Source organism: Anaerostipes sp. PC18 (assembly GCF_039789045.1).
Classification (GTDB): domain Bacteria; phylum Bacillota; class Clostridia; order Lachnospirales; family Lachnospiraceae; genus Anaerostipes; species Anaerostipes hominis.
This window is the reverse complement of the sequence record NZ_CP121164.1, coordinates 1,472,281-1,487,067: the sequence shown is the minus strand read 5'-3', so window position 1 is coordinate 1,487,067 and position 14,787 is coordinate 1,472,281. Positions and strand designations below refer to the sequence as shown.

13 protein-coding genes are annotated in these 14,787 nt (G+C 43.5%); 3 read left to right on the top strand and 10 right to left on the bottom strand.

Annotated elements, in window-relative coordinates:
* Window positions 1-26 precede the first annotated feature (26 nt).
* Together P8F77_RS08045 and P8F77_RS08040 are read right to left on the bottom strand one after the other, a co-directional pair.
* Entirely contained in the window at window positions 27-1,616 is a 1,590-nt protein-coding gene (locus P8F77_RS08045) for a CoA-transferase (RefSeq protein WP_287518010.1), read from the bottom strand.
* Between the two features lie 76 nt (window positions 1,617-1,692).
* On the bottom strand, window positions 1,693-2,919 hold the full coding sequence (locus tag P8F77_RS08040) for an MFS transporter (protein ID WP_287518007.1): 1,227 nt from the start codon (window positions 2,917-2,919) through the stop codon (window positions 1,693-1,695).
* A gap of 242 nt (window positions 2,920-3,161) precedes the next feature.
* Here P8F77_RS08040 and P8F77_RS08035 point away from each other — a divergent pair, with 242 nt between their 5' ends.
* Window positions 3,162-4,034, top strand: coding sequence for an AraC family transcriptional regulator (locus P8F77_RS08035; protein ID WP_287518005.1), 873 nt, complete (start codon window positions 3,162-3,164; stop codon window positions 4,032-4,034).
* 25 nt (window positions 4,035-4,059) lie between these two features.
* Here P8F77_RS08035 and P8F77_RS08030 read toward each other — a convergent pair whose 3' ends face one another.
* From P8F77_RS08030 to P8F77_RS08000, 7 genes are all read right to left on the bottom strand, one after another.
* Window positions 4,060-4,932 carry a shikimate dehydrogenase gene (locus P8F77_RS08030; RefSeq protein ID WP_287518002.1) on the bottom strand — a complete coding sequence of 291 codons (873 nt, stop codon included), beginning with the start codon at window positions 4,930-4,932 and terminating at the stop codon, window positions 4,060-4,062.
* A 332-nt stretch (window positions 4,933-5,264) separates the two neighbouring features.
* On the bottom strand, window positions 5,265-6,272 hold the full coding sequence (locus P8F77_RS08025; protein WP_287517999.1) for a TRAP transporter substrate-binding protein: 1,008 nt from the start codon (window positions 6,270-6,272) through the stop codon (window positions 5,265-5,267).
* 13 nt (window positions 6,273-6,285) lie between these two features.
* Window positions 6,286-7,575: a TRAP transporter large permease gene (locus P8F77_RS08020; protein ID WP_024727813.1), complete on the bottom strand. Its 1,290-nt coding sequence runs from the start codon at window positions 7,573-7,575 to the stop codon at window positions 6,286-6,288.
* A gap of 2 nt (window positions 7,576-7,577) precedes the next feature.
* Window positions 7,578-8,063: a TRAP transporter small permease gene (locus P8F77_RS08015; RefSeq protein ID WP_034549458.1), complete on the bottom strand. Its 486-nt coding sequence runs from the start codon at window positions 8,061-8,063 to the stop codon at window positions 7,578-7,580.
* 324 nt (window positions 8,064-8,387) lie between these two features.
* Window positions 8,388-9,155 (bottom strand): type I 3-dehydroquinate dehydratase, encoded by a 768-nt coding sequence (gene aroD / locus P8F77_RS08010; RefSeq protein WP_024727815.1) that lies wholly within the window; start codon window positions 9,153-9,155, stop codon window positions 8,388-8,390.
* 13 nt (window positions 9,156-9,168) lie between these two features.
* Window positions 9,169-10,341, bottom strand: a complete 1,173-nt coding sequence (locus tag P8F77_RS08005; RefSeq protein ID WP_024727816.1) for an MFS transporter — start codon at window positions 10,339-10,341, stop codon at window positions 9,169-9,171.
* Between the two features lie 31 nt (window positions 10,342-10,372).
* Window positions 10,373-11,248 carry a shikimate dehydrogenase gene (locus P8F77_RS08000; protein WP_006567234.1) on the bottom strand — a complete coding sequence of 292 codons (876 nt, stop codon included), beginning with the start codon at window positions 11,246-11,248 and terminating at the stop codon, window positions 10,373-10,375.
* A 205-nt stretch (window positions 11,249-11,453) separates the two neighbouring features.
* On the opposite strand from P8F77_RS08000, the gene P8F77_RS07995 reads away from it, so the two are divergent.
* On the top strand, window positions 11,454-12,344 hold the full coding sequence (locus P8F77_RS07995; protein WP_024727817.1) for a LysR family transcriptional regulator: 891 nt from the start codon (window positions 11,454-11,456) through the stop codon (window positions 12,342-12,344).
* A 126-nt stretch (window positions 12,345-12,470) separates the two neighbouring features.
* Window positions 12,471-14,468 carry an NAD(P)/FAD-dependent oxidoreductase gene (locus P8F77_RS07990; protein WP_024727818.1) on the top strand — a complete coding sequence of 666 codons (1,998 nt, stop codon included), beginning with the start codon at window positions 12,471-12,473 and terminating at the stop codon, window positions 14,466-14,468.
* Between the two features lie 35 nt (window positions 14,469-14,503).
* Here P8F77_RS07990 and P8F77_RS07985 read toward each other — a convergent pair whose 3' ends face one another.
* Entirely contained in the window at window positions 14,504-14,683 is a 180-nt protein-coding gene (locus tag P8F77_RS07985) for a hypothetical protein (protein ID WP_024727819.1), read from the bottom strand.
* Window positions 14,684-14,787 lie beyond the last annotated feature (104 nt).

Here is a 14,787-nt window from a genome sequence, read left to right as displayed (position 1 = left end):
TGATTGTTTCTTTAACTACTGTTTTTCTAAAAAGAACCTTTCATAAATTCATCATAGATCCCCATGACTCCATCGGTGAAGATTCTTTGATCCATCTGTTTCAGATTTTCTGAAATAATTGGTTCAAATCCCATCTGATCGATGATATCTTTTTTGACATCCACACCCGGAGCAGCCTCTGTAAGAACCACACCTTCTTCTGTGAGAGTGAATACGGCCCGTTCTGTAATAAATACGACTTCCTGCCCCTGTTTTAATGCCTGTTCTCCGCTGAACGTAATCTCGGAACATTCAGGAACCATTTTTTCAAATTTTCCTTCCTGTTTGATCTGTATTTTTCCGTCACCGACTTCTGTCTTCAGTCCTCCGGCACGCAGGGTTCCGCACAGTACAACTTTTTTAGAACCCGCACAAATGTTTACAAACCCTCCGGTTCCCATGATCTTTCCGTTAAATTTATGTACGTTGACATTTCCTTTCGCATCCAGCTCAGCAAAGCTTAAGAACGCTACCTCCAGTCCGCCTCCGTCATAGAAGTCGAACTGTGCCGGCATCGACATCAGCGCCTTTGAATTGATACTTGCTCCAAAGAAAATTCCCTGGGCAGTAGCGCCTCCCACCGGGCCAGTCTCTACGGTCAGTGTAAATTTATCTCCTACTCCTTCTTCTCTTGCAACTGTTCCGATACCATCGGCGATTCCTACACCTACATTGCCCACGTTGCCCGGTGCGATCTCCATCAGAGCACGCCGTGCAACAACTTTCCTCTGGTCCAGCAGAAGAGGTTCTGCTTCTCCATCCTCTGCAGTATAGTCTCCGGAAAAGAACCGGTCAGAGCCATTGTAAAGCTGTTCCTGCTCCGGATTTACAACGACAACATCTACAAGATATCCAGGAATGGTCACTTTTTTCGGATGGATGCTTCCGGCTTTTACGACACGTTTTGCCTGCAGAATCACAAGACCTCCGTTGTTATGGACTGCCTGGGCCGTTGCCAGAATATCCATATAAGTAATCTCATCTTCCAGAGAAGCATAACCTTCTGTGTCCACAGTTGTAGCACGTATAAAGCATACATCCAAAGGAACTGCCGGATAAAACAGCCACTCCTTCCCTTCTATCTCCATCAGACGGATGAGATCTTCTTGTGTCACGTCATTTAATTTACCGCCTTCATTTCTAGGATCCACAAAGGTTCCAAGCCCCACATGAGATAAAATACCGGGATGGCCGGCGGCTGCGCTTCTGACCAGCTGTGCCATAACTCCCTGCGGAAAATTGTAGGCTTCAATCTCATTTCTCTCTGCCATTTCAGCCAGACGCGGTGACTGCCCCCAATGTCCTCCGATCGCACGCTTCACCATGCCTTTTTGAGCCAGCGGTGACATTCCGCGGTCCCCACGGTCTCCCAATCCGCTGGAGTGCCATAACGTCAAATTCTTTGGCTCTTTTGTCTCCAGATATCTGTCTTTCAAGGCTTCAATCAATAGTGACGGATCTACAATGCCTCCTCCGGCTCCGCAAACCGCCAGAGTATCTCCGTCATCTATTAATTCTACAGCCTCTCTTGCAGTCATAACCTGCACTTTTGTGCCCTTTTTTTCTGGTTTACGCATGTTCAAACCTCCTGTTGAAATAAAAGTTTCGATTTATAATATTGGCCACAGCCACATCTCCCTCTGTCTTTTGCCATTACAGACTCTTTCCTTCTGCTGCCAAAGACTTTTCAATGATTGCATAGCGGATATTTACAACAACCGCCAGAACAATTCCTAAAACGGTAAATCCTACAGCTACCAACAGGGAATATTCCATACCGAACATTTCAGCCAGTTTACTTGCCATTACCGTTGCTGAAAACTGGGAGAGAGCTCCTGCAATCATAACTGCGCTGACACATTTCGCCTTGGAGGCCGGAAACAGGTCTGTCATTGTAGCTGTCACCAGCTGAAGCACACCCCCTGCTGCCGTAGCGCCGACAATGAAACCGCCTGCCACTGCCAGCGTCGTATTTCTGGAAACAAACATTAAAAATTCTGTCGCTCCTGCGATGATCGGGCAGATCAAAATAAATTTGACAGGTTTGATCCATTTCAGCAGAAATGTTGTAGCTACAACCATAAGGATAGAACCTAAAGAATACATAGACTGGATCTGCCCGGCAGCCCCTTCTGTCATTCCCAGCACATCCATTCCATAGCTTTTATTTACAGCCAAAAAGATCTGGAATGTTGCTGTACAGGTGTAACCGATAACGATCAGTGCAATTCCTTCCACTGCAAATTTTGATGCCTTGGAAACTCCCACGAAACCTTTTACTTTCTCTCCGTTTTCTGTCTCTACTTTCGGCTGCGGCGCAAACTTGGCTCTCGTCAGCAGCAGTGCATTGACGATCAGGATAATAATACAAAAGACAAATGTCCAGCCATACCACATATCATTTGCCAGCAGATAGGCAATCATCATTGGCAGAATATACTGGGCAATGGAGATGACCAGCTTTGTAAGGATACTTGCGAGTCCTGAATCCTCCAGGATTTCCATCGCTCCCGGAATAACGCCGGAGTCTAAAAATCCATTGGCAACACCGCAGAGCATTGCAACAAAGTAGCCGACCTGAGCATTCGGAGATACAAGGATTCCGGCAAAGAACAAGACGTAGACAAAACTTCCGATCAAAGTGATCGGTCTTCTTCCGAACCGGTCAGACAATGCTCCTGAAAATGGATATGTAATCAGACGTCCGATTCCAAGCGCTGATGTCACGGCAACAACTCCGGCCGCTGTGGTCCCCCACTGCTGCTGAAGGGAAGTTACATTCTGTCCTATGATCGCTGCTCCAAAACCATGGACAAAGAATGTAACGTACAGCATAAATGCTGTTGGATACAAATGCTTATAACGTTTTTCCTGTTTCATTTCTCTCCTCCTGAAAAGTGTTACATGTTATTTTTTCAATAAACGGTCAGTCATTGATCTGTGTAACTTACTACAAAAATTATACCAACTATCCTGTATTTTTCTACAATGTAAATTGTAGATTATAAAAATTATCTTGCTTTTCTATATAATATTTTGTATGATTATTTCAGATTTTCTTATTTTTTAGTCAACTATCTTGTATTATATAATAATTATCTTGTAGTGTAAGGAGTATCATTATGTTCTTAGAGGAATATCGCGAGAAAGTAAGGACCCAAATATTTGAGCCGGCTCATTCTCCAAAAATCTGCCGCTTATCACACAGCTATAATAATCCAACTTGGAATTACCAGTACCATTTACATAAAAATGAGACCGAACTGGTCTATATTTCAAAAGGATGCGGGACTTATGTCATCAATACCAATTCCTATCAATTGAAGAAAGGAATGATTCTTATTGTAGAACAAGGTGCCATCCATTCCCTGTTTTCTGATGAACATGATCCTCTGAGCTGCTGGACCTGTGCCATTTCAGATTACAAATTATGCTGCCGGTCCGATCATGGATTTATGCTGCCAGCCAATGTTTGTCCTGCCATGGATTCCGGCATACATGAAAACTATATTCACCGTCTGTTTGAGGAGTTAGACTTACTGAGGAGGTTTTCTTCCGATACTCATCTGGCAGCCTGTGATGCTTTGGCTGTTTCACTGGCAAGCATTTATCTTGAACTTTTCCTTGCCGATCCGAAAACGGAGCGTCATAAAGATTCCTCTTTTGCCCGTGATATTTTAATTTATATCAACGAAAATTATGCCTCACAAATCACTCTGAAAAAACTGGCTGAACAATTTCACATCAGCACAGATCATATCAGCCATGAGTTTTCCAAGGTATATGGGATCTCACCAATCAATTATGTAATTGACCGCAGACTGAATGAGGCAAAATGGATGCTGATCAATACATCCGATTCACTGGTCTCCATTGCTAAAAAAATCGGATACGAGAACACCAATCATTTTTCAAAACTTTTTCAGAAGAGAATGCAGTATCCGCCGCTCAAATTCCGGGAACTGTATCAGCACAAAAAGAGCACCTCGTCTTGAGATGCTCTTTTCTAAACTCTTGTATTTAATACTGAATATCCAAAACTTTTTTCATATGTTCTAACGGCATATGTTTTCCTGTCCATAGATGAAAAGCTGCGTCCCCTTGGAACAGCATCATTCCCAGTCCGTTCATACATTTGCATCCGGCTTCTTTTGCCTGCTCCAAGAGCTTTGTCTGCCGCGGTGCATATACAGTATCTGTCACAATCAGATCCGGTCTCAAAAATGAGGTGTCTGGTATTACAGACTGTCCCTCCAGAGGTTTCATTCCCACCCCTGTTGCCTGTGCGAAAAGATAGCTGTCAGCGATTTCTTCCTTCAGCTTATCTTTGTCATCCAGATCATAAAGATTTACTACACAGTCTGTATTTGATCTAATCTTTTCAATGGTCTTCTCAGCGTTTTCCCAAAACTTATCTTTGATATTAAAGATCGACATTTCCTTTACTCCGTCCAGCGCGGCCTGGATCTCAATAGCTGTGGCAGCACCGCCGGCTCCGGCAATGGTCATTTTCTTTCCGATGACGTCAATTCCGTTGTCCTTTAATGATGCCATATAGCCAATTCCGTCCGTTATATGTCCGATAAGCTTTCCGTTCTCATTCACAATGGTATTTACCGCACCGCAAAGTTTGGCTGCGGGTGAAAGTTCATCCAAATATTGTCCTACTACCGTTTTATTCGGCATGGATACATTGGAGCCCTTCAGCTGCAGGGCACGGAGTCCTTTCACTGCATCTTCAAGGGTCTCATTGGTCACCTCAAATGCAAGATACGCATAATCGAGTCCCAGCTGTGCAAATGCCTCATTGTGCATTGCAGGTGAACTGGAGTGTCTGATCGGATATGCCATCAGCCCGATCAATTCTGTATGTCCTGTAATTCTTTCTGCCATAATATCCTCCTATTATTTCTGAATATGATATCATTATAGTCAAAATAAATTTATCCTAAAAGCAACGATATTTCACTTCTGCTAAATTATCTTGTCCATTTTTTTGTCCTTACAGCCGATGATAAGAAAGCTTTCGTGATTTTCAAGCAGGTATTTTGCTTTTTTCATAAATTATCCTGTGATTTGGATTTTCGCTTGCCCATTTCATCTCCCCAACCCCTCACACATTTGTGTGCATAGTGCCCGTAGGGCTTTTTATTCCATGGGGAAAACTTTCCTATGGAATAAAAACAAGCTCTTTTATTGTTTTTCAATAAAAGAGCCTGCTGATCTTAATTCTGATTCAAATATGCATTAAAAATATCTTTTGATACATTTTCCTTAATGCTTTTATATATGTCGGAAGCCGCTTTTCTTACGTCCTCCTGAGTTTTCTTATCCAGCGTCACAATCTTCGTACCACTGTCTTTTATGACCTTCATCCGGTCCTCGATCCGTTCATCCGAAGCTTTCCTTGCATATTCCTTTGCCGTCTCTGCCGCCTCCTCAATAATCTTCTGCTGATCTTTCGGAAGGTCTTTATAAAATTCATCACTTACAATCAGAGAAATATAATGGGGCAGATGATTTGTTTCTACCACGTAATCCTGCTGTTCATAAAGTTTGCTTGACACAATGACCTCATATGGGTTTTCCTGTGCGTCTATCGTCTTCTGCTGCAGGCCGATGTATACCTCACTGAACGTCATCGGCGTCGGATTGGCTTTCAGTGCCTTCCAGAAATCCATATGGTAGCTGTTTTCCATGGTACGGATTTTCTGTCCTTTAAAGTCATCAATCGACTTCACCTCTTTGTTGGTAGACATGACACGAAATCCCTGGTCCGCATAACCAAGCAGCTTAAATCCACCTTTTTCATAAACCTTTTCCATCTTCTTATAAAATACAGGATTGTCTACGGCAGCTCTTGCCTCTTCAATCGTAGTAAAGGCACTTGGCAAATCAAAGACAGCGGTATCCGGCATAAAAGTAACCTGAGGTGCCGTATTTTGCACAACAAAAGGAATATCACCGTCAGAACAGCTCTCCAGCAGTTCCCTGTCTCCCCCCAGCGTACTGTTTGGATATACCTCAATCTTCATTTTCCCTTTGCTCAATCTGTTTACTTCATCTGCAAACTTCTGAGAATATAGCTGCGTCACGGTATCTTCCGGGCTGGAAGTTCCAAGAGGCCACGCATACCGCTGCACACCGCCATCACTTTTCTTCTTGCATCCGCTAAGAGCCAAGACAGAGACGACACATAAAGCCGCAATACCAAATCTTATCAATCTTTTCATCTGTATCCCCCTCCTATAACAGCGCCAGGCTGATCTGCGGTATAAATGTAATAAGTAACAAAGCCACAAGGAAACAAAGGATCAGCGGCATTGCCTTCTTTGCGATATCCACTACCGGGATCTGAGTCAGGGATGAAGCCACAAACAAATTGACTCCGATGGGCGGAGTTACAAAACCAATCGCCAGGTTGACTACCATCATCACACCAAAATGAATTGGATTCATTCCAACGCCCACTGCAATCGGCATCAGAATCGGTGTCAGAATCAAAATAGCCGGTGTCGTATCCATAACCATACCCACAAGCAGTAAGAAGACGTTGATTACCAGCAGAATGACAATTCCATTGTGGAATGTTCCAAGAATCCACTCGCTGACTGTCTGAGGAACCTGCATCAGCGTCAGGACTCTTGAAAATGCCACGGATGCTGCCAGTATAAATAAAATAGGCGCATAGGTATGGATTCCCTCGATCATAACTCCCCATAAGTCTTTTACATGGATACTCTTGTAGACAAATAAGCTTACGAATACAGAATAAAAAACAGAAATCACCGCTGCTTCTGTAGGGGAAGCCACACCAGTATAAATACAGCCAAGGATAATGACCGGACTGAGCAGTGCAAAAAAACTGTCTTTCAGCACAGTAAGCAGGCCTTTGTCACGAAGTGCCTGTACTTCTTTCCGGATCTTTTCTTTATCCTCACCATGTTTCCTGCAGTAAAAAACAGCATATACCATCAGCAGCAGACCGATAGAAATCCCGGGAAGAATCCCGGCGATAAACAGATCACTGACAGACTGTCCGGATGCCATTCCGTACATAATAAAAGGAATACTTGGAGGGATAATGACACCCAATCCTCCTGAAACCGCAACGATTGCTGTCGCAAATTTTTTATCATAACCGAGCTTAATTAAAATCGGGATCGTCATACTGCCCACTGCTGCCACCGTCGCCGGTGCTGAACCTGAAATTGCTCCATAAAAAAGACACGTAACGATAACTGCACATGGCATTCCCGCTGTAAATTTTCCAATAAAATATACAAATACATCAAAAATCTTTTTTGAAATTCCGCCCTTTGCCATCACCATGCCTGATAAAACAAACATCGGCACCGCCAGCAGCGGAAAACTGTCGATTCCTCCCAGCATGGAACGGATGACAAACTGGCCGCTTGCCGTAAAAGAAGAGTCAAAGATTCCCGGAAGTACCGACACAATACCGAGTCCAATGGAAATCGGTATCGCAATGATCAAACACAAAAAGAAAATAATAAATACTGATAACGCTGACATACCTACACCTCCTGATCCTTTCCAACTGCGATTTTAAACTCAATCAGCCATCTCTGTAAAATACGAATTGTCACCAGCAGAAAACTTACCAGCGGTGCTGCCTGTATGTAGTACATTGGTATATGGCATGCAGGGCTAACTTGTCCGCTTTCAAATGCACTTTTTAAATACAGGATAGAGTATGGGATCAGATACAGGAACAATGCAAGTTCAATGGTATGGTTCACCACTTTAAAGATGGCCCTTCCCCTTTTAGGAAACATTGCCACAAACTGCTCAATTTTAATGGAGATACACTTTTTTGTGCAGTAGCTGACACTGATAAAGCCTGACCAGATAAACAGGTATCTTGTGATCTCCTCCGACCAGGAAAGGGATGCTCCCAGAACATAACGCGCCAAAACCTGTATGCCCATGATCAGGACCATCCCCATCAGGAAAACTCCCATTAAAAACTCTTCTAAATTTTCATCTAACCACTTTAGCATATTAATACCTCTCTTTTGTAAGCGGAGATCTGCTGTCCCCAGCATGATTCTATCTATTTGAACATGATTCCCCGCTGTAATTATTACAGCATCCAAAAGTTAATTTTTTAACAACCAATCCACTATATTATACATGGTAATAATTCATTCCACAAATAGATTTTTCAAATAGAATTAATAATTTTTATCTATCAATATTGCAAATTTTCTCAGAGTTCAATGATCCTGCCGCCTCAAATCATCTATGGTCCGCAGAAGTAAAAAGCAGATAACCTGGGGTCAGATTATCTGCTTTTATCTTACTGTCATTTTGATTTTATAATTCTACAGTCCCTGATTTGCGTGGAGGAACTGAAGCATATCATTTAATTCATTGACTGCTGCCTGACCCGGAGCAGACGCTTTTTTCGCTGCGCCGAATGTAAGCGCCGAACCGAACACTTCTCCGCAGAGACGGCTGATCAGTCCCGTTCCTGCCATAGACATAGTGATGATCGGACGGTCTGCATGATCTGTATACATTTCCTCCGTCGCTGCAAGGAGTGTAAGTACATCTCTCCTGCAGGTCGGCATGACAGCGATTTTAGGAATATCAGCTCCTAATTCCTGCATTTTCACGAGTCTGCTGACAATTTCTTCTTTTGAAGGAGTTTTGTCAAAATCATGGTTGGAAGCCACGACCTTTACGCCGCATTCATGCGCAGCCGCCACGATATCTTTTACGATATCATCTCCCGTAAATACCTCCACATCTACAAGATCTACATATCCGCTTCTCGCTGCATTTTTATTCAGTTCTGCATACGGACCTGGCTCAATGGCTTTTTCTCCGCCCTCTTTGGATGTACGGAAGGTAAAGAGAATCGGTGTATCTGAAAGAGCTTCTCTCAAATCTTTTAACACATCTTCTACTTTGGCAAAATCGAAGACTCCCTCAAACCAGTCTACGCGCCATTCCACAACATCTACCGGGATCTCCCGGAAAGACTTTGCCTCGGCGATGATCTCTTCCTTTGTCACGCCCACAATCGGCACACAAATCTTAGGAACACCTGTTCCAATCTCTACATTTTTAACTTTTACTGGATTCATTTTCTACTCCTTATTAAGCTTTCTCTTCCATTGCCTTGTATCTCACATTGACAAACAGAGCCAATAATACTCCGACAACAGTGATTCCAATGTTCATTAATAAAATGTCTGCTTTATCCATTGTACCAGCCAGAGAAAGGATTGTATAGTTAGATAAGCTGGACGCAATCATAACTATACTCGTGATAGTTCCTTTGATTTTCGGAAACAGATCGTTCGCTGTCGCTGTCACAAGCTGAAGTACAACGGCTCCTGCGGAATATCCGACAACTGCTGATCCGATGTAGCAGATAGAAGGAGTTCTCAGCAGATAAACAAGCGCAATCATAATCGCTGCGATCAGAGGATATACGAATAAGAATCTTACCCCTTTTATCTTATTAACTAAAACAGTTGTAACAACGATAGCTACGAGAGATCCCGTACTGTAGTATGTCTGCATCACAGAAGGATCACCAATCTTTGCATATTCCTTCGCGAAATCCTGAGCACAGTTCAGCCAGAGCTGGAATGTTGCTGTTCCTGTAAATCCGATGATAATCAGCGCAATACTCTCCAATGAGAAGTTTGCATGTTTGATATCCTGGATCAGAGAAGATTTTGCCCCGCCTGCTGTCTCCATCTTCGGAAGAGGTGCGAATAAAACAAGCACGCCGATGATGGCAATGGCAACACCGCATACGTATAATAATACATTTAAGGAAAGGTTTGCTCCAACGATGGCACCGATCATAAATGGCATTAACAGCTGTGAACAGGAGATTGAAAACTTGGTGAGCATCGTTGCCATACTGGATCTTGGAGCCAGAATTTCAACACAAGCCGGGATCACACCGGTATCCAGGAATGAGTTTGCGATTCCTCCTAATACAGCTGCTATGTATGCAACCGTCATATTTGGTGACATAGCAAGGCCTAAGAAAAAGATCGCATAGGAGCCTGCGCCGATGATGGATGCCACTTTTCTTCCCAGCTTATCAGAAAGAGGTCCTGCAAATGGAAGGGCGATCAAACGTCCAAGCCCCAGCGCTGCCGCTACCATTGTTACCAGCCCGATGTCAGAAGCTCCCCACTGCTTTACCAAAGTTTCTTTTACTGCTACCTGGCCTAATACAGAACATCCGATACCATGGATGAAATAATTTAAGTATAAAATAAACGCACTGGGATAATATTTTTTGTTCATAATTGATTCCTCTCAAATTTCCTCTCTAGATTTAGTCGTATTTAATATCCAACACTTCTTTCATGTGGTCGATCGGCATATGTTTTCCGGTCCACAGGTGGAATGCCGCGTCTCCCTGGAACAGCATCATACCAAGACCGTTCATTGTCTTGCAGCCGGCTTCTTTTGCCATCTTTAAAAGTGCAGTCTCTCTCGGTGCATATATAGTGTCGGTGACGATCAGGTCCGGACGCAGGAATGACGCGTCAGGTATCACTGACTGGCCTTCAAGAGGCTTCATTCCAACACCGGTTGCCTGTGCAAACAGATAGCTGTCTGCAATCTCTTCTTTTAATTTATCTTTATCATCAAGATCATAAAGATTTACGATACAGTCTGTGTTTGCACGGATCTTCTCAACGGTTTTCTCTGCATTCTCCCAGAATTTATCTTTGATATTGAAGATTGACATTTCTTTGACACCGTCCAGTGCCGCCTGAATTTCGATCGCCGTTGCAGCTCCGCCTGCTCCTGTGATTGTCATTTTTTTGCCGATCACATCGATGTCATTGTCTTTCAGTGACTGCATGTAGCCGATTCCGTCGGTAATATGTCCTGTCAAAACTCCGTCTTCATTGACGATCGTGTTGACTGCTCCTGCCATCTCTGCTGCCGGTGAAAGCTTATCTAAGTACTTGCCTACAACTGTCTTGTTCGGCATAGACACGTTGGAACCCTTCAGTTTCAGGGCACGCAGTCCTTTTACCGCATCCTCTAATGTGTCATTGTCAACTTCAAACGCCAAGTATGCATAATCAAGTCCTAATGTGGCAAATGCTTCATTGTGCATTGCCGGTGAACTGGAATGTCTGATCGGATATGCCATCAGCCCGATCAATTCTGTATGTCCTGTGATTCTCTCTGCCATGTGTCATTCTCCTTTTCTACTTACCCTGTTGTTTCTTCACCCAAAAGTTAATTTTTTAACAACCTTACAAAAACTATTATACACGGATCTTATTGATACTTCTAATACATCTTTTAATACTTTTTAATAGATTTTTGCTATCATTTATGTTATGCTTCCTTATATAAATAGCCATTGCACTTTCCCAAGAAACGAGGTACTCTCTATGAATTTAAACCAGCTTTCTTATTTTCAAAAAATCGCAACCCTGCAGCATTATCATCAGGCAGCCAGAGAATTGAATGTATCCCAGCCCAGTCTAAGCCGCTCCATCGCCAATTTAGAAGAGGAACTGGGGCTTCCTCTCTTCCGGAAAAATGGAAGAAATATCGAGCTGACTAAGTACGGAAAGATATTTTTAGAGCATGTCAATAAAATACTCGAAGAAGTGAAGATTGCTGAGGATAAAATGAAGGCTCTGGCCAACTCCAAGGGAGGCCACATCGACCTGGCCTACGTGTTTCCACTTGCCAAATCGTATATTCCCCACCTCGTGCGCAGTTTCTTAAATTCGGAAGGTTCCAGCAATATCACCTTTTCCATGACGCAGGAAATCACTAACAAAATGCTCCGTGATCTGAAGTCTGAAAAATATGACGTCATCTTCGGCTCTTACGTATCCAATGAGCCTGAGATCGAATTCGTCCCGGTCATCAATCAGGAGATGGTTGTCATCACGCCGCTGGAGCACCCCTTGAAGCATAAAAAAGAAGTTCTGCTGGAAGATCTTCTGTCCTACCCAGTCATAGGATATGACCGCACTTCCGGCCTGGGCCAGTTTACAACTTCCATCTACCGGCAAAACCGGATGGAACCTGAGATCGCATTTGAAACCTCCGATGAAAATGCCATTGCCGCTCTCGTAGCCGAGAACTTCGGCATCGGCTTCGTGGCCCATGTGGAATCTCTGAGGGAATATGACGTGGAGATCCTTCACTTAAGCAACGTGAAACCTTATCACACTGTCTACATGGCGTACCTGAAGAACAACATTATGATCCCTGCTGTAGAGAAATTTATTGTCTTCGTAAAAAAAACGATAGACAAAAACTATTGATTTCAAAAAAAATATCAATTTGTTAAATAATTATCTTTGCTTTATAATGAACTTATCATTACAGATCACCCAAATGCAATGATAACAACCCTAATTAGAAATCGATAATCTTTTGGAGGGTACACAATGAAGTGCAATTATAAAAATATTTTCAGTCCGTTGACAATCAAAAACATGACGATGAAAAACCGCATCATGATGACACCGATGGGAACCAACTATGGAGAACAGACCGGAGAGATGAGTTTTCTCCATATCAATTATTACGAACAGAGGGCAAAAGGCGGTGTCGGTCTTATTATGGTGGAAAATGCCAGCGTAGATTCCCCTCTCGGTTCAAACGGTACAACTCAGATCAGGATCGACCACGACAATTACATGCCGCGTTTCTTTAAACTCTGTGAGACTGTCCATTCCCACGGTGCATGTATCGGACTTCAGTTAAATCATGCAGGTGCGTCCGCTCAGTCTAAACGTACTAATATACAGCCGGTATCCGCATCAAATATTCCATCCAAAGAAGGCGGAGAAATTCCCCGTCCGCTTACAAAAGATGAGATTTATGCAATTGTTAAAAAATATGGAGAGGCAGCTGCGCGCGCACAGGCTTCAGGATTTGACTGCATTGAGATCCATGCGGGACACTCCTACCTGATCAGTCAGTTCTTATCTCCTACGACTAACGTCAGAACTGATGAATTTGGAGGTTCTCCGGAAAACAGAGCCAGATTTGCAAGGCTGGTATTAGAAGAAGTCAGAAAACAGGTTGGACCGATGTTCCCAATCTTCGTCCGTCTAAGTGCCGACGAGTTTATGGAACATGGAAATACCCTGGATGATACTTTGAACTACCTCCAGTATTTCCAGGAAGAAGTCGATGTTTTCGACGTGTCTGCCGGATTAAACGGTTCCATCCAGTACCAGATCGACGCCAACTACTTAGAAGACGGCTGGAGATCTTATATGGCAAAGGCTGTCAGGGAAAAATACGGAAAACCATGTGTGACTATGGGTAATATTCGTGATCCACGTGTTGCTGACGATATTCTTGCCCGCGGAGACGCTGATATCATCGGTATGGGACGCGGTCTCATCGCAGATCCATGCTGGGTGAAAAAGGTTGCCACAGGGCACGAAGATGAATTAAGGAAATGCATTTCCTGCAACATCGGATGCGCAGGAAACCGAATCGGTGTCAACCGCCCGATCCGCTGTACGATTAATCCTACGGTAAACGACGGTGCTGATTATAAAAAGCACAAGATCAATAAACCATGCAACGTTGTCGTTATCGGAGGCGGTACTGCCGGCCTGGAAGCTGCATGTACGGCTGCGGAAGTTGGCTGCACGACATTCTTATTAGAAAAGGAAGATCATCTGGGAGGACTTTCCGTGGAAATCTCCAAGATTCCTGACAAGAAACGTCTCGCTGATTTCCCTCACTATCTTCAAGTAAGGGCATCCAGGTTAAACAACTTGTTTATCTTTAAAGGACAGGAAGCCACACTGCCGATGATCAAGGCTCTGCACCCGAATATCATCGTCAATGCCACAGGATCCAATCCTCTGCTTCCGCCGATCAAAGGTCTTCACGACCATATCGACAAGGAAGGCTCCAAGGTTGCCTCTATTTCCGGCATGATCAATCATCTGGCTGACTATCCGGAAGACTGCACAGGCAAGAAGGTCGCTGTCATCGGAGGCGGTGCCGTGGGACTGGATGTTGTAGAATATTTTGCACCAAAAGGCGCAGAGGTGAGCATCGTAGAGATGATGCCTGCCATCGGTAAAGATTTAGACCCTGTTTCTAAATCCGGTGTTAATGCACTGATGAAAAAGTATAAGGTCAACCAGATGCCGAACACTGCTCTCTGCGAAGTCAAGGCCGATTCCTTCCTCGTAAAAGCAGACGGTGAAGAAAAAGACCTGCCATTTGACTATGGATTCGTCTGTCTCGGAATGCGTGCCAACGCTCCGATCCTAGAGGAGATCCGTGAGGTATATGCGGATACCAACGTAGAAATTATCAATATCGGTGACAGCGTCCGTGCAAGACGTATCATCGACGGTGTTCAGGAAGGACATAACATTTTAAGAGTACTTTCCGACATGGAATACTTATAAATAATATTCCCCAAACTCTTTTCATAACATATTCCTTAATAGAAAGAAAGGGAACCATCATCATTGGTTCCCTTTCTTATTGTCTCTTCAATATCTTCCTTACGCACAAGTTCAAATAAATCTTTTGGCTGGAACCTGGAAGCAAAGGTTTCCCACATAAGATCCATCGCCTCCTGAAGCCTTGAACGATGCAGTTTTGCAATTTCTATCCTCATTTATTTCCTCCCCGGCTTTGGCCGGTCCTGTTTATTGATTCTGTTTTTTTCAATTATATTTGTTTCTCCGGCTTCTATCAACCGAAGTTTACTTACAGAAAATA